Consider the following 18,543-nt stretch of genomic DNA (forward strand, 5'->3'; position numbering starts at 1 on the left):
GACCGATCCGACCGGATCACCCCTCCCTCGTCAGTCCTCCGGATCCGGCTCCGCCACCACCGTGCGCAGCCCCCGCTCCTCGAACTCGCGGCGCGCGGAGTCCGGGATCCCCCTGTCGGTGAGGAACGTGTGGAAGAGGCCGGGGCCGCCGATCCTGGCGAAGCAGCGCACGCCGACCTTCGAAGAGTCCGTGACCACCACGGCCCGCTCCGCGCGGCGGGCCATCAGGCCGTTGATGCGCCCCTCCGACTCGTCGTGCACGGTGGCCCCCTCCGTGGGATCCATGCCGTTGGCGCCGATGAAGGCGATGTCGACCCGGAGTTCGTCCAGTACCAGTTCGCTGTAGGGGCCGGTCAGCTCGAAAGTGCGGGAGTGCGCCACACCCCCCGTCAGGACGGTCTTGATCTGCGGCCGCACTGCCAGCTCATAGGCGATGTTCAGGGCGTTCGTGACGATCGTCAGGTGCTGCTGCGGGCCCGACTCGGCCAGGTCGGGGCGGGTGGCCAGGGCGCGGGCGATCTCCGTGGTCGTCGTACCGCCGCTCAGCCCGACGACGTCGCCGCGCTCCACCATCGTGGCGGCGGCCCGGGCCAGCGACTGCTTCGTCCCCACATGGTGTCCGCGCTTGTAGCGGATCGGCAGGTCGTAGGTGACCGCGCTGAGCACCGCGCCGCCCCTGGTGCGGGTGAGCAACTGCTGCTCGGCCAGTGCGTCCATGTCGCGCCGCATTGTCGCCGCGGAGACCTCCAGCGTGCTGGCGGCCTCCTCGACCTCCATGCTGCCGCGCTCACCCAGCAGTTCGAGCAGCGCGTTCATCCGCTCATGGCGCTTCACCTGACGTCTTCTCCTTCATCCGCCCCATGTCGCCCAGTACGTGCAGAAGCCGTGCCGCCTCGCTCCGGACCGCCTCCCGCGCCGGGGCTACGTACTTGCGTGAGTCGATGAGCGCGGGGTCGGCCTCCAGTACCTTACGCACGCGCCGGGTGAAGACCGAGACGAGATGCGTCGATATATTGATCTTGGTCATCCCCGCGCCGATGGCCGCCCGCAGCTCTTCGTCGGGAACGCCCGAGGAACCGTGCAGCACCAGCGGCACCGCCAGCTTCTCCCTGAGGCGGGCGATCAATTCCAGATCCAGCTTCGCGGTGCGTTGCCTCATGGCGTGGGAGGAGCCCACCGCGACCGCCAGTGCATCCACTCCGGTGGCCGCGACGAACGCCAGCGCCTCCTCGGGGTCGGTCCGCACCCCCGGCGCGTGCACTCCGTCCTTGCCGCCCACCTCGCCCAGCTCTGCCTCGACGAACACGTCCCGCTCGTGGCACCAGGAGGTCAGCCGCGCGGTCGTCGCCACGTTCTGGGCGTACGGCAGGGTGGAGGCGTCGATCATCACCGAGCCGACTCCGGCTTCGACGCCCTGGCGGATCAGATCCGGGTCGGTGATGTGATCCAGATGGACCGAGACATCGGTCCGTGCGGCCTCGGCGAGCGCGAGAGCGGCACGGGTGATCGGCAGCAGGCTGCCGTGGTAGCGCACACAGTTCTCACTGATCTGCAGGATGAGCGGCAAGCCGGTCTCGTCGGCAGCGGCCACCAGCGCTTCGGCGGTCTCCAGGTGGATGACGTTGAACGCGGCCGCACCGGTACCCGCCGCCCGGGCGGCGGCGAGGATCGAGGCGGTGGGAACGAGAGGCATCGGGGACTCCTGGTGCGGGTGGAGCGGGCTGGGGGGACTCGTCGGCGGCCCGCGCGGGCCGAGGTGCGACCGGGTGTGCGGTACCGCCGTGCGGCCGAAGCGGGACTCGTCCGCCCCGGCCGCGAGCGGGTCGGCACGGAAGCCGGGGCGGTACGGGCGCCGGAGACTCGGCGACGGGTGCCGGGGCCGTCTGCCGTCCGGTCACCGGGGGCCGCCGATCAGCTCTCCAGCATCACCGAGCGGGAGAGGCTGCGCGGGTTGTCCGGGTCGAGGCCTCGTACCCGGGCCCGTTCCAGCGCGACGCGGTGGACGAGGACCAGGTCCGCGAGCGGATCCCGGCCGTGGCACACGAACCGGGCACCCGTCGCGCGTACTTCGCTCTCCAGCCCTTCCGGCGCCTGGCCGAAGAGCCAGGTGATCCGTCCGGGCGCGGCGATGGCTATCGGCCCGTGCCGGTATTCCATGGCGGGGTAGGACTCCGTCCAGCTCTGGGACGCCTCCCGCATCTTGAGGGCCGCCTCGTTGGCCAGCCCGAAGGTCCAGCCCCGGCCGAGGAAGGTGAACTGCTCGGCATCCAGCCACTCCTGCTCCACCGGGCAGTCGAGTGCCTCCTCGGCGTCGGCGACGGGCCCCGCCAGGTCCTCGCCCAGATGGGCCCGCAGCAGCGTAAGCGCCGAGGTGGCGAAGCGGGTCTGCACCACGGACCTCTCGTCCGCGAACGGCAGTGCGACCGTCTCGTCCGACAGCGCCGTCGCCGGGGTGTCCGGGTCGCCCAGCACCGTCACGGTGGGGATCCGGCCGCGCACCGCTTCCAGCACGCGCAGCACTTCCGTCGTGGTGCCGGAGCGGGTGAGCGCGACCACCGCGTCGTACCCCCGGGCCGCACCGAGGAAAGCCTCGGAGGCGGCGAAGGCGTCCGTCACCCCTAGGCCGGCCGCCTCACGCAGCGAAGCGTAGGACTGCGCCATGAACCACGAGGTTCCGCAGCCGATCACCGCGACCCGGGCGCCCGCGGCCGGAAGGGGGGTGCTGCCGGCGCCGATCTTCGCCGCTGCCCGCCAGGTTTCCGGCTGGCTGCGCAGTTCCTGCTCCATGTATGCCGACTCGCCCATGAGCGGGACCCCCTCCTGGCCCGGATCCCTCCCGGCCGATGCGTGAAGCTGCGTGAAACCTCTTACTTTTCTGCAACTTTACGCAGTGTCCGCCTGGCTGTCCATCCCACTCCCGGGTGACCGGCCGAGCCCTCCGCGAGGGCGGAAGCCGGGATCCGGGTGCTCCCGCCGAGGCCGGGCGAGGCTGCATGGGGCCCGCGAGCGTGGAATGCCGGAGCGTCCGCCGGCGGCGCCGGTCCGGCTCCCCGCCGCTCACTCCGTGCCGCACCTCCGCGTCTCCACCTGGAAGCAGCCGAACTCGACCGCGCGCACGTGTACCGCCGCCACCCGCGGGTCGGCGTACAGTTGTTCCAGTCCTTTCTCCACGGTCGGCGTTCCCTCGCGGGTGCGGTCGAGCAGGAGGCCGCCGAGGATGCGCCCCTGCGCCGAGTAGGCCCGCAGCGTGCGCCGTTCGCCGTGCATGGCTTCCGGGAAGCCGCCGTCCGGGGCGCCCGCCCAGCCGCCGCAGTCGTGCGGATGGATGAAGACCGGCCCGACCTCGTCGTACGCGCCCGGGTCGGCGTTCGTCTCGCGTGCCCAGCGGCGCAGCGGTGCGTAGGAGACGAGCGCGAGGGTCTCGCCCGGCCTGCTCCGCTCCAGGCAGCAGCGGAGCGGGCTGCCGCCCTCCTCGTCCACCACCGTGCGCGGCGGAGCGCCCGCGTCGTCGCGTGTGCGCAGTTCCTGCAGCGTGCCGGGCGGGATCGCCCGGACCTCGTACTCCGTGCGGTCCGTTCGTGCGTGGCCTGTTGTGGTGTCCATGTGTCCAGGCTGCGGGCGCGTGTGCGCGGCCGCTGGCGGGTTTCGGCCGTGGTGCTCGGCCGGTGCCCGCGCGTCGCGCGAGGGGTCCGCCGGAACGTGGGCCCGGTGACCGAGGGGCCGGCTGCCGCCGGGCTGCCGAACACCGGAGCGCCGAGCGGCGGTCCGGCGCCACGGTTCCGGGTGGCCGAGTGGCCCGGCGGGGCTTGTGGATTGCCGGTGCGGTCCATAGCATCATCGGTGTTACATCAGTTGTGTCACAGTGCTGGGGGCTCGATGGCAGCAGCGGAGGAACGCGAGCGAGCCGCCGGCCGGGGCCCGCTGGCCGGAGTGCGGGTGGTCGAGCTCGCCGGGATCGGGCCGGGGCCCTTCGCCGCCATGACGCTGGCCGACCTCGGGGCCGATGTCGTCCGCGTGGACCGGCCTGGGGGCGGTGCCCTCGGGGTCGCGCCCGAGTACGACGTCACCAACCGCAACAAGCGCTCCGTGCTGCTGGACCTCAAACAGCAGGCCGGAGTCGCCGCCGCGCTCTCCCTGATCGAGCGCGCCGACGTGCTCGTGGAGGGGTTCCGGCCCGGAGTCGCCGAACGCCTCGGTGTCGGCCCGGACGTCTGTCTCGCCCGCAACCCGCGCCTGGTCTACGGCCGGATGACCGGCTGGGGACAGGACGGGCCGCTGGCCGCGCGGGCCGGGCACGACCTCGGCTACATCGCCGTCACCGGAGCCCTCGGGATGACCGGGCCGGCCGAGGGGCCGCCGGTCGCGCCCGCCAACCTGCTGGGCGACTACGCGGGAGGCTCCCTCTACCTCGTCGTCGGCGTCCTGGCCGCGCTGCACCACGCGCGCGGACCGCAGGGCGCCGGGCAGGTGGTGGACGCGGCGATCGTGGACGGAACCAGCCACCTCACGGCCATGATCCAGGGCCTGCTCGCCGCAGGCGGCTGGCAGGACCGCCGCGCCGCGAACCTGCTGGACGGCGGCTGCCCCTTCTACGGCACCTATGCCACCGCCGACGGCGGCTTCATGGCCGTCGGAGCGCTGGAGCCCGCGTTCTACGCGGAGTTCACCCGCCTCCTCGGAATCGCCGAGGAGGCACCGCCCCGTGCCGACCCCGCCGCGTGGGACGAACTGCGGGAGCTGATCGCCGCCCGGTTCGCCTCCCGCACCCGAGCGGAGTGGACGGAGGTCTTCGAGGACAGCGACGCCTGTGTGGCGCCGGTGCTCTCGCTGACCGAGGCACCGTCCCATCCGCACCTGGCCGCCCGGGGCACCTATCTGGAGCACTCCGGCATCGCCCAGCCCGCGCCCGCCCCCCGGTTCTCCGCGACACCCACCCGCGTCACCTCCGCGCCCGCCCGGCCCGGTGCGCACACCGCGCAAGTGGCCCGCGACTGGGGCGTCCCGGCCCTGACCGCACCCGCCGCGGCGGGTGGAGGAGACGCATGAAGCAGCAGCAGATGCAGCGGCAGATCTTCACCGCGGACCACGAAGCGTTCCGGCGGACCGTACGCACCTTCCTGACCAAGGAGGTGACGCCGCACTACGCGCAGTGGGAGCGGGACGGGGTCGTCTCCCGGGAGGTGTGGCGGGCCGCCGGCCGGCAGGGGCTGCTCGGACTCGCGGTGCCCGAGGAGTACGGCGGCGGGGGAGAGCCGGATTTCCGCTACGCCGCGGTGCTCGCCGAGGAGTTCACCCGTGCGGGCGCGCCCGGCCTGGCGGTCGGGCTGCACAACGACATCGTCGGCCCCTACCTCACCGGGCTGGCGACCCCGGAGCAGAAGCGCCGCTGGCTGCCCGGCTTCTGCACCGGCGAGACCATCACCGCCATCGCCATGACCGAGCCCGGCGCGGGCTCCGATCTGCAGGGCATCCGCACCACGGCCCAGGACCGGGGCGACCACTGGCTGCTGAACGGCTCGAAGACGTTCATCTCCAACGGCATCCTCGCCGACCTGGTCGTCGTCGTGGCCCGGACCACGCCCGAGGGCGGCGCGCACGGCCTGAGCCTGCTCGTCGTCGAGCGCGGCGCGGAGGGCTTCGAGCGGGGCCGCAACCTGGACAAGATCGGCCAGAAGGCGCAGGACACCGCCGAGCTGTTCTTCACCGATGTGCGCGTCCCCAAGGAGAACCTGCTCGGGGAGCTCAACGGCGCCTTCCTGCACCTGATGACCAATCTGGCGCAGGAGCGGATGGCCATCGCCGTCGCGGGCATCGCCGCCGCGGAGCATCTGCTGGAGCTCACCACCGCGTACGTCAAGGAGCGCACCGCGTTCGGCCGGCCGCTTGCCAAGCTGCAGCACATCCGCTTCGAGATCGCCGAGCTGGCCACCGAGTGCGCCGTCACCCGGGCCTTCCTGGACCGCTGCATCGAGGACCACGCCGCGGGCCGGCTGGACGCGGTGCACGCCTCCATGGCGAAGTGGTGGGCCACCGAGCTGCAGAAGCGCGCCGCCGACCGCTGTCTGCAACTGCACGGCGGTTACGGGTACATGACCGAGTACCCGGTGGCCAAGGCCTTCACCGACGGCCGCATCCAGACCATCTACGGCGGGACCACCGAGATCATGAAGGAGATCATCGGACGGTCGCTGCTGAACTGACATCCGCGCCGGACCCGCCCGGCCACCTCCGCGCGGCTCCTCTCCGCCCCCGTACGAAAGGCACCCCTCGTGAGTTCAGAAGCGTTCGTGTACGAGGCAATCCGCACCCCGCGCGGCCGCGGCAAGGCCGACGGTGCCCTGCACGGCACCAAGCCGGTCGACCTGGTGGTCGGCCTGATCGACGAACTGCGCCGCCGCATGCCCGACCTGGACCCGCAGGCGGTCGACGACATCGTGCTCGGCGTGGTCAGCCCGGTCGGCGACCAGGGTTCGGACATCGCCAAGATCGCCGCCATCGCGGCAGGCCTGCCCGACACCGTCGCCGGCGTCCAGGAGAACCGCTTCTGCGCCTCCGGTCTGGAAGCGGTCAACATGGCTGCCGCCAAGGTCCGCTCCGGCTGGGAGGACCTCGTCCTGGCGGGCGGGGTGGAGTCCATGTCCCGGGTGAAGATGGGATCGGACGGCGGCGCCTGGTTCAACGACCCGCTGACCAGTTTCGAGACCGGTTTCGTGCCCCAGGGCATCGGCGCTGACCTGATCGCCACCCTGGAGGGCTTCAGTCGCCGGGACGTGGACGAGTACGCTGCCCGCTCCCAGGAACTGGCCGCGCACGCCTGGAAGGACGGCCGGTTCGCGCGCTCGGTGGTACCGGTGCGGGACCGCAACGGGATCACCGTCCTCGACCATGACGAGCACATCCGTCCCGGCACCACCGCCGACACCCTCGCGGGCCTCAAGCCGTCGTTCGCGGCCATCGGGGAGATGGGCGGGTTCGACGCCGTCGCGCTGCAGAAGTACCGCGCGGTGGAACGGATCGACCACGTGCACCACGCGGGCAACTCCTCCGGCATGGTGGACGGTTCGGCCCTGGTCGCGGTCGGCAACCAGGAGGTGGGAGAGCGCTACGGGCTGCGCCCCCGGGCCCGGATCGTCTCGGCCGCCGTCTCCGGAGCCGACCCCACCATCATGCTGACGGGACCCGCCCCGGCGTGCCGCAAGGCCCTGGCCAAAGCCGGACTGACGGTGGAGGACATCGCCGTCGCCGAGATGAACGAGGCGTTCGCCGCAGTGGTGCTGCGGTTCGCCAAGGACATGGGGTTCCCGCTGGAGAAGGTGAACGTCAACGGTGGCGCCATCGCCATGGGGCACCCGCTGGGGGCCACCGGCGCGATGCTGCTCGGGACGTGCATCGACGAACTGGAGCGCACGGACCAGCGCTACGGGCTGGTGACGCTGTGCGTGGGAGGCGGAATGGGGGTCGCCACCGTGGTCGAGCGGCTGTAGCCGCGACCGCCGCCCGTCCGCCCGATCCGTCCCCCCTCGCCGACGCCGGGGGCCGCACCGCTCGCTCAGGGAGTCCGAACCATGCCCGAACCCACCTCCACCACCATCCGCTGGGACCAGGACAGCACCGGGATCGTCACACTGACCTTCGACGATCCCGATCAGTCCGCGAACACCATGAACGCGGCCTTCCAGTCGTCCCTCACCGCGGTCGCCGACCGGCTCGAGGCCGAACGGGACAGCGTGCGCGGCGTCATCATGACCTCCGCCAAGAAGACCTTCTTCGCCGGCGGCGACCTGCGGCTGCTCATCCGGGCGCGGCCCGAGAACGCCCAGGAGGTCTTCGACAACGGCATGCGCATCAAGCGCGACCTGCGCCGTATCGAGACCCTGGGCATCCCGGTCGTGGCCGCGCTCAACGGCGCGGCGCTCGGCGGCGGTCTGGAGATCGCGCTCGCCTGCCACCACCGCGTCGCCCTCGACGCCCGCGGCTCGAAGATCGGCTGCCCGGAGGCCACGCTGGGACTGCTCCCGGCGGGCGGCGGCGTCACCCGTTCGGTGCGGCTGCTGGGCATCACCGACGCACTGCTGAACGTGCTCCTGCAGGGCCAGCAGTACCGTCCGGCCAAGGCCAAGGAGGTCGGCCTGGTCCACGAGGTCGTCGGGACGCCGGAGGAGATGCTGACCGCCGCCCGCGCCTTCATCGAGGCCAACCCCGCCGCGCAGCAGCCCTGGGACGTCAAGGGGTACCGGATCCCCGGCGGGACGCCCGCGCATCCGAAGTTCGCGGAGAACCTGCCGGCCTTCCCCGCCAACCTCAAGAAGCAGACCGGCGGCGCGCCCTATCCGGCGCAGCGCAACATCCTCGCGGCCGCCGTCGAGGGCGCCCAGGTGGACTTCGAGACCGCGCAGGTCATCGAGGCCCGCTACTTCGTGGAGCTGGCCTGCGGGCAGATCTCCACCAACATGATCCAGGCGTTCTTCTTCGACCTCCAGGCTGTCAACGCGGGTCGCAGCAGGCCCCAGGGGATCGCCGAGCGCGAGGTCGCCAGGGTGGCGGTGCTGGGCGCGGGGATGATGGGCGCCGGAATCGCGTACTCCTGTGCCAGGGCGGGCATCGAGGTCGTGCTCAAGGACGTCTCCCCGGAGGCGGCCGAGCAGGGCAAGGCGTACTCGGCGGGGCTGCTGGAGAAGGCGCTCTCCCGCGGGAAGACCACCGAGGCCGACCGCGACGCGCTGCTCGCGCGGATCACCCCCACCGCCGATCCGCAGGCGGTGGCGGGCTGCGACGTCGTGATCGAGGCAGTCTTCGAGGACCCCGCGCTCAAGCACAAGGTGTTCCAGGAGATCGAGCACCTCGTCGCCCCGGACGCGCTGCTGTGCTCCAACACCTCCACGCTGCCGATCACCTCGCTCGCCGAAGGCGTCGAGCGCCGCGCGGACTTCATCGGGCTGCACTTCTTCTCGCCGGTGGACAAGATGCCGCTGGTCGAGATCATCAAGGGGCGCGAGACCGGGGACGAGGCGCTGGCCCGCGCGTTCGACCTCGTACGGCGGATCCGCAAGACCCCGATCGTGGTCAACGACTCGCGCGGCTTCTTCACCTCGCGCGTCATCGGCCACTTCATCAACGAGGGTGTCGCCCTGCTGGCCGAAGGCGTCGAGCCGGCCACCGTGGAGCAGGCCGCGGCGCAGGCCGGCTACCCGGCCAAGGTGCTCTCCCTGATGGACGAACTCACCCTCACCCTGCCCCGCCGGATCCGGGACGAGACCCGGCAGGCGCTGCGGGCCGAGGGCGCGGAACTGCCCGTCCACCCGGCCGACGCCGTACTCGACCGGATGGTCGAGGAGTTCGGCCGCACCGGCCGCAGCGGCGGTGCGGGCTTCTACGACTACGACGAGAACGGCAAGCGGGCCGGGCTGTGGCCGGGCCTGCGGGAGCACTTCACCGCCATGGGGGAGCCCGGGATCCCGTTCGAGGACATGAAGGAGCGCATGCTCTTCTCCGAGGCGCTGGACACCGTGCGGCTGTTCGAGGAGGGCGTGCTCACCACGGTCGCCGACGCCAACATCGGATCCATCATGGGTATCGGCTTCCCCGCCTGGACGGGCGGCGTGATCCAGTACATCAACGGATACGAGGGCGGACCGGCCGGTTTCGTGGCCCGCGCCCGGGAACTGGGCGAGCGCTACGGCGAGCGGTTCGCGGTCCCCGCGCTGCTGGCGGAGAAGGCCGCACGGGGCGAGACCTTCACCGACTGACCGGCGCAGGACCGACCCGGCTGTCCGGCCGCCCGGGCAGCCGGGCGGCTCCGGCCGCCTGCCGGATCACTCGGGTGCCGGACCGGAGGCCGTGCGCGGTGCGCTCTCCAGCGGGAAGACCTCCCGCAGCTCCTCCTTCATGGACCGCTGGAAGGCCGTCACCAGGGCCTGCATCACCATCGGCTGCATGTGCGCGGAGAGCGACTTCATCCGCTCCAGCCGTTCGGGGTCCGGCTCCAGCTCCCGATAGGGGTCCCACACCTCCTGTTTGAAGAGCCGGCTCAGCTCCCGCGCGGCCGAGCGGGCGTGCTCCAGCATCACCGAACGCGCCGCCAGGATCGCCTCCTGCGAGATCGGGACGTCCAGCAGCCGCACCCCGAGCTGCACGAGCGCGGGATCGACGCGGAAGACGTCCGGGTCGTCCGTACGGGCCAGCACGCTCATCGCCGCGAGGCGTTCGAGGTCGTCGTCGGTCAGCTCCCGGCCGACCCGGCCCTCCAGCTGGGAACGCGTCGTCTCGTCCACGGTGTCCGGCAGCCAGGAGGCCACGACCGCGCGGTGGATGGCCAGATCGTGGGCACTGATGTCGTCGGGGAGCCGCTGCAGATAGCGTTCGATGGCCGCCAGGGTCATGCCCTGGTGCTGCAGCTCCTCGATGAGCGCCAGCCGGGAGAGGTGCTCGGGGCCGTAGCGGCCCACCCGGCGGGGGCCGATGGTGGGCGGCGGCAGCAGGCCGCGGGTGCTGTAGAAGCGGAGCGTGCGCACCGTCACACCCGCCCGCGCCGCGAGTTGGTCGACGGTGAGCTGGTCGAGGGGCTCGTCTGCCGTCCCGTTCTGCCGCTCCATCTGCCGCGCCCCTCTCACCGCGGCACCGCCGCGGGTGCCGTGCGTACCGATCGTGTTCAACAGTATTGCTGTCTCACCATTTATGTGAAACATCGCCGGGTCAGACGGCTCCGCTCTCGCGGCACCGTCGACGCGGCCCGGGCGCCGCGCTAGGCTCGCGGCAGGACGGCGGGGGCGTACCGCCTGCCGGTGGCGCGCGGGCCCCCGGCGGCCGCGGTCGGTACCACTCATCGGCCACCTCACCTCCGGAGGCGCCATGACGACGATCCTGCGACTCCCCGGCGACGCGTCCGAACTGACCGTCCCCGAGCTGTTATTGCGCAACGAGCGCGACCACGGGGACCTCCCGGCGCTGTCCTGGGACACCGGCGAGAGCGGCCGCACCACGCTCACCTGGTCCCAGATCCGCCACCGCGTCGCCGAGACGGCCGCCGGACTCGACGCGCTGGGCGTCGCCCCCGGCGAGCACGTCCTGCTGATGATGGGCAACCGTCCCGAGCACTGGCTCACCGATCTGGCCCTGGTGCACCTGGGCGCGGTGCCCGTCTCCGTCTACGGCACCGCCTCGCCCGAGCAGATCGCTCATATCGTCCGGCACTCCCGGGCCCGGCTGGCCGTCATCGGGGGAGCGGAGGAACGTACCCGCTGGGAACAGCTGCCGGCCTGCGGACAGCAGGGTTCCGGACGGCTCCGGCTCGTGGTGGCCGACACGGATGCCGCGGGCCCGCACACCGCCTGGAGCGCCCTGCCGCAGCGGTACGACTCCGCCGCCTTCGAACGGGCATGGCGAGGGGTGCGCCCCGAGGACCCGGTGACCGTCGTCTACACCTCCGGCACCACCGGCGACCCCAAGGGCGTGGTGATCAACCACCGGAACGTGATCCTCAACGGCATCGCACTCGACGGGATCGCCGAACTGCCCGACCACGTCGACCACATCTGCTACCTGCCCTTCGCGCACATCGCCGAGCGGATGCTCGGCATCTACCTGCCGGTGCTGCGCGCCGGGCACGTCCACCTGTGCCCCGACCCCGACCGGGTCGCCGCCCTGGTACGGGAACTGCGCCCGGCGCAGTTCTTCGGGGTGCCGCGCGTGTGGGAGAAGATGGCCGCGGCCGTCCGCGCGGCGCTTGAGGCGCTGCCCGCGGAGCGGCGGGCCGCGGTGCGGGACGCCGCACGGGTGGCCCGCGCCCAGGTGCGCTGCCGCGAGCGGGGCCACGTCCCCGACCCGCAGCTGGCGGCGGCCTACGAGAAGGCCCGGCACGAGGTCCTGCGGCCGCTGCTGGCGCCGGTGGGTTTCGACCGGCTGGTCTGGACCGCCAGCGCCTCCGCCCCGCTGCCGCCCGACCTGCAGGACTTCTGGGCGGGCCTGGGAGTGGTGATCATGGACGCCTGGGGGCTGACGGAGACCACCGGAGCGCTCACCCTCAACGGGCCCGCGGCCTTCCGCCTCGGCTCGGTGGGCCGCCCGCTCGGCGGCACGGAAGTCCGCACCGCCGAGGACGGTGAGATCCTGGTGCGCGGCAGCACTCTCTTCGCGGGCTATCTGCGCGCCGACGGTTCGGTCCGGCCCGATACCGACGCGGACGGCTGGTTCGCCACCGGGGACATCGGGCGCGTCGACGAGGACGGCTTCCTGTGGCTCACCGACCGCAAGAAGGAGATGATCGTCACCTCGACGGGCAAGAACGTCTCCCCGACCCTGGTGGAGAACGCGCTCAAGGAGCATCCGCTGGTGGGCCAGGCGATGGTGCACGGAGACGGCCGCTCCTATCTGGTCGCCCTCCTGGTCCTGGACGCCGAGGCGCTCCCCGCCTGGGCGGCCCGCACCGGTGTCGAGGTGCCACCGGGCCGGGCGGCCGCACTCCCCGCCGTGCGCGCCGAGATCGACCGTGCCGTGGCCGCCGCCAACGCCCGGCTCAACCGCACTGAACAGGTCAAGCGCCACCACCTGCTGGAGCGGGAGTGGACCCCGCAGACCGGGGAGCTGACCCCTTCGCTCAAGCTGCGGCGGCAGGTCGTACGCGACCGTTTCCGGCAGGTCATCGACGGGCTCTACGAAGATCATGTGTGAGAAGCCGCCACGTGCGGCGTGCCTCACCGCGTAGCGGGATTCAGCGCAGCCGCACCGGCAGTTCGTGGAGCTCGTTCTGGGTGATCGCGGGCTTGTTGCGCAGCTCCGCCGGGTCGACCGCCAGCCGCAGTCCGGGGAAGCGGTCGAAGAGGGCGGGGAGGGCGACGAGCGCCTCCAGCCGGGACAGCGGCGCCCCGGGGCACACATGGGGCCCGTGCCCGAAGGAGAGGTGGCGGGTGGGCGTGCGGGTGATGTCGAACCGTTCCGCGTCCGGCCCGTGCTGCTCCTCGTCCCGTCCGATGGCGCCGTAGGAGACGATCACGGCATCGCCCCGCGCCACGGTGGTGCCGCTGACCTCCAGGTCCTCGGTGGCGAAGCGGATCAGCACATGTGTGGTCGGCGCGTCCCAGCGCAGCGTCTCCTCGACGGCGGCCTCCCAGCCCACCTCGCCCGACCGGAGCAGGGCGAGCTGTTCCGGACGGGTGAGCAGCGCCCGTACCGCGCTCACCAGCAGGCTGATCGTGGTCTCGTGGCCGGCGGTGATCAGCACCTGCACGGTGGCGACCACCTCCGCGTCGCTGAGCGAGTCGCCTTCCTCCGCGGCGGCCAGCAGCGCGCTCGTCAGATCGTCGCCGGGCGACTCCCGCTTCCGGGCGACCTCGGCCCCGAAGAGCGAACCCAGCTCGGCGATGATGGCCGGGACCTCCTCGGCCGGGGTGACGCTGCTGAAGAAGCCGTCGAACAGCGTGCGCAGCCGCGGGATCCGCGTGGTGTCGATGCCCAGCAGATCGCCGATCACCGCCATCGGCAACGGGTAGGCGAAGGCGGACTTGAGATCGACCCGGCCCTCCGCGTCGGCCGCCGCCTCCAGACCGTCCAGCAGCGTGCGGGTGATCTCCTCGATGCGGGGGCGCAGCGCCGCCACCCGGCGCGGAGTGAGTGCCTGCGCGGTCAGCGCGCGCAGCCTGCGGTGCTCCGGACCGTCGAAGGTGAGCATGCTGGGGCCGGGGTCGGCCAGCCCGATCAGCGGCCAGGTCGGCGGGATCTCCCCGCGCCGGTAGGCGGCCCAGTGCTCGATGTTCTTCACCAGCCTGCTGTCCGTCAGCAGCTTGCGGGCCTCCGCGTGCCGGGTCACCGCCCACACCCGCACCCCGCCGGGCAGCTCGACGGGAGCCAGCGGCCCCGCGGTACGCAGCCGGGCGCCCTCGCCGGCCAGGTCGCCGACCAGCGGATCGAGCACGATCACCGGATCGGCGGCATCCGCGCGGTCGGAGCCTTCGTCCGGACCGGTTCCGGTGACGGGGCACGATGTCATCCTTGGCCTCCTGCGGCGCTGGTGGGAGTCGGGGTGAAGCGGGCCGGCAGCGCCGCCAGCCCGCGCAGGAACGGCGAAGCACGCCAGACGAGGGCTTGCGGGCTGACCGCCAGGTCCAGGTCCGGCAGCCGGTCCAGCAGCACCTCGATCCCCGTGCGCGCGATGCCCTCGGCGAGGTCCTGGGCCGGATAGGGGCAGCGGTGCTCGCCGTGCCCGAAGGAGAGGAACGCGCTGTTGCCGCCGGTGAAGACGGTGCGGTCCGGGCGGATCTGCGGGTCGCCGTTGGCGGCGGCGAAACTGAGCATCAGCAGGTCGCCCGCCGGGATGTGCCGGCCGGCCAACCGGGTGTCGCGGGTCGTCCAGCGGCCCGCGATGTTCTGGGTGGGGGTGTCCTCCCACAGCACCTCGTTCATGGCCTCGGCGACGCTGTGCCGACCGCCGGAGAGCGAGGCGGCGAACCGCTCGTCGGTGAGCATGAGCCGCAGGGAGTTGCCGATCCAGTCCGCGGTCGGCTGGTGGCCCGCGACGATGTTCACCACCATGTCCTCGAGGATCTCCTCGAAGGTGAACTCGGGCGCGTGGTCGTGGCGCAGCATCCGGGAGGCGACCCCGGCGCCCGGTGCGGTGCGCCGGGCGGCCAGCAGGGAGTGCATGGCCGCCTGGACCCGGTCCCGGCCGCGCAGCGCATCCGGCCCGCCGTCGACGAGCGCGTTGATGCTGGGCACCAGTTCGGCTCCGGCCTCGTCGGAGAAGCCGTAGAGCCGGGCGAGCACCAGCGCGGGCAGCACCTTGGCGTACTCGGCGATCAGGTCGGCCGAGCCGCGTGTGCAGATGCCGTCGATCAGCCGGTCGGCGAACCGTTCGGCGTGGTTGCGCAGTTCGAACGGGTCGACCGCGGCCAGCGCGTCACCGACCAGGGCCGCGCGGCGCCGGTGCCGTTCACCGACGGTGTAGAGGATCGATGGCTGTTTGCCGACCATCGGCAGCAGCGGCCAGTCCGGGGGAATGTTCGGCCACTGGTTCCACAGCCCCGAGTCCCGGCTGAAGAGGGCCGGTTCGGAGGTGACCCGGTGCAGTTCCCGGTAGCCGAGCACCAGCCAGCAGGGGACGTCGCCCGGCAGCAGGACCGGGGCGAGGGGCCCGTGCTGCTCGTACATCTCGCGGTAGAGCCGCGCCCGGTCATCGTTCTGGAAGCGCGGCCCCAGCAGCGGGACGGCGCCGGGGTCCGGGTGGGCCGGGCAGCCGGGCGGGGGTGCGGAGGCGGCGCCGGGGTGCTGGGGCGGTGTCACGGGGTCTTCTCCGGGGCGGAACGCGCGGTGGACAGGTCGTACAGGTGGTGCACGAGAGCGAGCAGCACGTTCTTGCTGGACTCGCGGGACCGCGCGTCGCAGTCGAGGAGCGGGATCCCTGCGGGCAGGTCGAGGGCCTCGCGTACCTGCGCGGTCGTGTGCGGGGGACCGCCGAAGTCGTTCCGCGCGACGATGAACGGGGTGCCGTGCGCCTCCAGCCGGTCGATGGCGTACCAGGAGTCCTCCAGCCGCCGGGTGTCCACCAGGACGACGGCGCCCAGGGTGCCGGCGAAGAGGCGGTCCCACAGGAACCAGAACCGCTTTTGTCCCGGAGCACCGAACAGGTAGAGCACCGTCTCGTCGTCCAGGCTGATGCGGCCGAAGTCGAAGGCGATCGTGGTGGTCGTCTTGCCCCGGACGGCGGAGAGGTCGTCGACGCCCTCCCCGGCGCGGGTCATCGTCTCCTCGGTGTTCAGCGGCCGGATGTCGCTGACGGCCCGCACCATGGTGGTCTTGCCCACGCCGAAGCCGCCGACGACCACGATCTTCAGGCCCTGGGCCGTGGTGCTGAGCAGCGGCGGGCGGGCCTCGGCGCCCGCTGCCGGCGCCGGGTTCGCTTCAGATGTTGCGGAGTCCAACGAGCACCTGCTTCAGAATGTCGGGGTCGGGCAGTGCGTCAGCGGTGCGGGCGCGCCGCGGATGGCGTGCGGTGATCCTCCCCTGGGCGAGGAGGTCGCCCAGCAGGATGCGGACCACACTCACCGGCAGGCCCAGATCGGCGGCCAGTTCCACGACCGCCGTGGGGAAGCGGCAGATGCGCAGGATCGCGGCGTGCTCCGACTGCATGCCGCGCACCGGAGCGGTCTCGCTGACCACGAGCGTCACCAGGTCGAAGGTCTCGGCTCCGGCCGCCGAGCGGCTGCGCCCGCCGGTCACCGTGTACAGCCGGTCCGGGTCCTCGTCCCGGCCCGGCCGGGTCATACGTCTCCGCCTCCGCGGCCGTCGTCCTCCCCGCTCGTCCGGCGCGGCGGAGCGCTGAGGTGTTCGCTGAGCTGTTCGATGAGTTCGTTCATGTTGTGGCCGATGAGACCGACGTCGGAGTCCTCTTCGGCGACGACCGCCAGATGGGCGCCGTCGCCCGCCTCCACGACGAACAGGATGCCGCCGTAGAACTCGGCCATCGCCTGCCGCACTCCGCCGCGGCCGTCGCCGAACTCCACGGAAGCACCGTGCGACAGGCTCTGGATGCCGGCCGAGATGGCCGCGAGCTGATCGGCCTGGTCGACGGAGAGCTCGGGTGTGCGGCACAGCTTGAGTCCGTCGCGGGAGAGCACGAGGGCGTGCCGGGCGCCCGGTGTGCGCTCCAGGAGGCTTTCCAGCAGCCAGTCGAGCTTGCTGTCAGTGATCATTCGGTGTCGTCCTCCGAGAGGGAAGAGGAGCGGGTGGGGGAGGAGTCGGACGGCCGGGAGCGCCGGCCGGTTTCTTCGGTTCCGGTGCCATGGACGGCCCGGCGGAAGTCGCCGAACCGGGCGCCGGAGGGGCGTCTGGTGCCACGGCCCGCAGTGGGGCCGTCCGCGGTCTCCCCGGTGGCGGTCGGGTCCCGCTGGTCCGCGCCGGGCGCGGGTTCCGAGAGCCGCGAGGAGGTGGCCGAGGCACGGGCGACGGCCGCCAGGGTCTGCCCGCGCCGCCGCTTGGGCAGTCCGCTCTCGCCGAACTCCTGGGGCGGCGGTGCCGGAGTCGTCCGGGCGGTGTCCTCCCGCCGGTCGTGGCCCGGGGAGCGCTGCACGTCCGGGCCGACCCGCTCCGGTTGCCGGGAGTGGACTGCCGCCGTGTCGTCCTGACGCGGGGCCGTGCGGCGGGCGGGGCTCGGCTCCGCGCGGGGCGCGGGCGGGACCGCGGCGGGCTCCTCGTGGCGCGGTTCGGTCACCAACTCGTGTGGGACGCGCAGGAGTACGCCCGTGCCGCCGTGCGCGGAGGGCCGGAAGGAGACATGCAGGCCGTGCTTGCGCGCCAGCCGCCCGACCACGGCCAGACCGAGCCGGGTGCCGGAGAGCGAGGTCAGGTCGCCATGCTCACCCGAGACCGCCTGCTCGGCGCGGCGCAGCGCCACCTCGCCCATCACCAGGCCGCCGTCCTCCACGGTGATGACGATCCCCGCGGCCACCTCCTCGACGTAGACGTGCACTTCGGAGGTGGGCGGCGAGAAGTTCGCCGCGTTGTCCATCAGTTCGGCCAGCGCATGCATGACACCCTCGGCAGCGTGGCCCGCGACTGCGGCCTCGCTCGTGGAGTGCAGCCGCACCCGCTGGTAGCCGCTGATCCGGCCCATCGCGCCGCGCAGCACGGACTCCATCACGATCGGCTTGGCCCAGCGGCGGCCGGACCGCGCGCCGGTCAGCACGGCGAGCGAGTCGGCGATCCGGCCCGTCTGCGCGTTCCGGTGATCGAGGTGCAGCAGGTCGCCCAGCACGTCCTCGTCCGCGTGCCGGTGCTCCATCTCCCGCAGGTCGGCGGCCATGCTGGTGGCCAGTGCCTGCACCCTGCCCGCGGCGTTGGCACACGCCGACATCGCCGCCGCCCGCAGGGTCTCGCCCCGGTGCACCTCGTGCGCCAGGGCCGCCAGCACGCGGCGCTGCGCCTCGGAGGCCACCGGCGGCGCCTCGGCCAGCGCGGTCTCGGCCGAGCCGCCGCGCCGCAGCCGCTGCACGACGCCGGGTACCGCCGTGTCCGCGAAGCGGGCGTCGGCCGCGTCCCGTTCGGCGGCCCCGGTCTGAGCGGCGGCCACCTGAGCACGCAGCGCGCGGCTGGTGAGCCGGGCGTGCACCGCGGTCGCGACCGCCGCGCACAGCACCGTCCCCGCCGCGCCGGTGCCCCAGGCGACCGCCGTACGCGCGGAGTCGGCGCAGGTCTGGATGGTGATCAGGCAGGCGGCGCCGACGACCGCGACGGAGACCAGCAGGGCCAGTGCCGTGCCCTTGGCGGCACCGCGACCGGCCGGGACCTTCGGGGGGCTGCCAGCGGTCGCCCCGGACCGGCCGGCAGCCGCTCCGTCCGCGGCGGGGGCCGGAGGCGGTGGTGTCTCGGGGGAGGTCATCAATCAGGTCCTAGGAAACGGAACCGGGCAGAGGCGAGAGCTGAGCCGCAGCCCTCCGATCAACGTCGCACCAATATAAGTCAGTTAGTGATCAGGAGGTAACACTGGGGTGTTGCTGCCGCAGAGCATCCGCGACCGGTTCCGCTCCGCCGTCCCGTCCGCCGCATCCCCGTTCCGCA

The 18,543-nt window shown here is 72.7% G+C and carries 16 protein-coding genes; 5 read left to right on the forward strand and 11 right to left on the reverse strand.

Annotation, left to right across the window (positions count from 1 at the left end):
• Positions 1-30 precede the first annotated feature (30 nt).
• The 4 genes from ACFYMO_RS01965 to ACFYMO_RS01980 all read right to left on the reverse strand — a co-directional run bounded on the left by ACFYMO_RS01965 (position 31) and on the right by ACFYMO_RS01980 (position 3,603).
• Complete coding sequence (locus tag ACFYMO_RS01965; protein ID WP_366770769.1) at positions 31-834, reverse strand: DeoR/GlpR family DNA-binding transcription regulator; 804 nt, start codon at positions 832-834, stop codon at positions 31-33.
• Entirely contained in the window at positions 821-1,693 is an 873-nt protein-coding gene (locus ACFYMO_RS01970; RefSeq protein ID WP_366770768.1) for a class II fructose-bisphosphate aldolase, read from the reverse strand. The genes ACFYMO_RS01965 and ACFYMO_RS01970 overlap by 14 nt, the downstream gene beginning before the upstream one ends.
• Positions 1,694-1,911: 218 nt before the next feature.
• Positions 1,912-2,805 carry a sugar isomerase gene (locus ACFYMO_RS01975; RefSeq protein WP_366770767.1) on the reverse strand — a complete coding sequence of 298 codons (894 nt, stop codon included), beginning with the start codon at positions 2,803-2,805 and terminating at the stop codon, positions 1,912-1,914.
• Positions 2,806-3,057: 252 nt separating this feature from the next.
• Positions 3,058-3,603, reverse strand: coding sequence for a DUF1203 domain-containing protein (locus ACFYMO_RS01980; RefSeq protein ID WP_366770766.1), 546 nt, complete (start codon positions 3,601-3,603; stop codon positions 3,058-3,060).
• A 273-nt stretch (positions 3,604-3,876) separates the two neighbouring features.
• Here ACFYMO_RS01980 and ACFYMO_RS01985 point away from each other — a divergent pair, with 273 nt between their 5' ends.
• The 4 genes from ACFYMO_RS01985 (at position 3,877) to ACFYMO_RS02000 (ending at position 9,746) form a co-directional block, all read left to right on the forward strand.
• The gene (locus ACFYMO_RS01985; RefSeq protein WP_388543540.1) at positions 3,877-5,046 is read left to right on the forward strand and encodes a CaiB/BaiF CoA transferase family protein; all 1,170 of its coding nucleotides are present in this window, start codon (positions 3,877-3,879) and stop codon (positions 5,044-5,046) included.
• An 11-nt stretch (positions 5,047-5,057) separates the two neighbouring features.
• Complete coding sequence (locus ACFYMO_RS01990; protein WP_388543773.1) at positions 5,058-6,200, forward strand: acyl-CoA dehydrogenase family protein; 1,143 nt, start codon at positions 5,058-5,060, stop codon at positions 6,198-6,200.
• Positions 6,201-6,269: 69 nt separating this feature from the next.
• On the forward strand, positions 6,270-7,484 hold the full coding sequence (locus ACFYMO_RS01995; RefSeq protein ID WP_366770764.1) for an acetyl-CoA C-acetyltransferase: 1,215 nt from the start codon (positions 6,270-6,272) through the stop codon (positions 7,482-7,484).
• 81 nt (positions 7,485-7,565) lie between these two features.
• On the forward strand, positions 7,566-9,746 hold the full coding sequence (locus ACFYMO_RS02000; RefSeq protein WP_366770763.1) for a 3-hydroxyacyl-CoA dehydrogenase NAD-binding domain-containing protein: 2,181 nt from the start codon (positions 7,566-7,568) through the stop codon (positions 9,744-9,746).
• Positions 9,747-9,812: 66 nt separating this feature from the next.
• Here the strand turns inward: ACFYMO_RS02000 and ACFYMO_RS02005 are convergent, their stop codons facing one another.
• On the reverse strand, positions 9,813-10,592 hold the full coding sequence (locus ACFYMO_RS02005; RefSeq protein ID WP_366770762.1) for a MerR family transcriptional regulator: 780 nt from the start codon (positions 10,590-10,592) through the stop codon (positions 9,813-9,815).
• Positions 10,593-10,848: 256 nt separating this feature from the next.
• Between ACFYMO_RS02005 and ACFYMO_RS02010 the strand changes: the two genes are divergently transcribed.
• On the forward strand, positions 10,849-12,666 hold the full coding sequence (locus ACFYMO_RS02010; protein WP_366770761.1) for an AMP-dependent synthetase/ligase: 1,818 nt from the start codon (positions 10,849-10,851) through the stop codon (positions 12,664-12,666).
• Positions 12,667-12,706: 40 nt separating this feature from the next.
• On the opposite strand, the gene ACFYMO_RS02015 is transcribed toward ACFYMO_RS02010, so the two are convergent.
• Genes ACFYMO_RS02015 through ACFYMO_RS02040 form a run of 6 tightly spaced genes read right to left on the reverse strand, consistent with a single transcriptional unit; the run spans position 12,707 to position 18,364 of the window.
• The gene (locus tag ACFYMO_RS02015; protein ID WP_366770760.1) at positions 12,707-13,981 is read right to left on the reverse strand and encodes a cytochrome P450; all 1,275 of its coding nucleotides are present in this window, start codon (positions 13,979-13,981) and stop codon (positions 12,707-12,709) included.
• Complete coding sequence (locus tag ACFYMO_RS02020; protein WP_388543544.1) at positions 13,978-15,270, reverse strand: cytochrome P450; 1,293 nt, start codon at positions 15,268-15,270, stop codon at positions 13,978-13,980. The genes ACFYMO_RS02015 and ACFYMO_RS02020 overlap by 4 nt, the downstream gene beginning before the upstream one ends.
• Positions 15,267-15,908 carry an ATP/GTP-binding protein gene (locus ACFYMO_RS02025; RefSeq protein WP_388543546.1) on the reverse strand — a complete coding sequence of 214 codons (642 nt, stop codon included), beginning with the start codon at positions 15,906-15,908 and terminating at the stop codon, positions 15,267-15,269. Before ACFYMO_RS02025 ends, ACFYMO_RS02020 begins: the two co-directional genes overlap by 4 nt.
• Positions 15,889-16,251, reverse strand: coding sequence for a DUF742 domain-containing protein (locus ACFYMO_RS02030; protein WP_366770758.1), 363 nt, complete (start codon positions 16,249-16,251; stop codon positions 15,889-15,891). Before ACFYMO_RS02030 ends, ACFYMO_RS02025 begins: the two co-directional genes overlap by 20 nt.
• A complete protein-coding gene (locus ACFYMO_RS02035) occupies positions 16,248-16,679 on the reverse strand; it encodes a roadblock/LC7 domain-containing protein (RefSeq protein WP_366770757.1) in 432 nt (143 codons plus the stop codon). Before ACFYMO_RS02035 ends, ACFYMO_RS02030 begins: the two co-directional genes overlap by 4 nt.
• Positions 16,676-18,364 carry an ATP-binding protein gene (locus ACFYMO_RS02040; RefSeq protein ID WP_388543549.1) on the reverse strand — a complete coding sequence of 563 codons (1,689 nt, stop codon included), beginning with the start codon at positions 18,362-18,364 and terminating at the stop codon, positions 16,676-16,678. Before ACFYMO_RS02040 ends, ACFYMO_RS02035 begins: the two co-directional genes overlap by 4 nt.
• Positions 18,365-18,543 lie beyond the last annotated feature (179 nt).

Origin of the sequence: Streptomyces sp. NPDC007025, assembly GCF_042869455.1 — a bacterium.
Classification (GTDB): domain Bacteria; phylum Actinomycetota; class Actinomycetes; order Streptomycetales; family Streptomycetaceae; genus Streptomyces.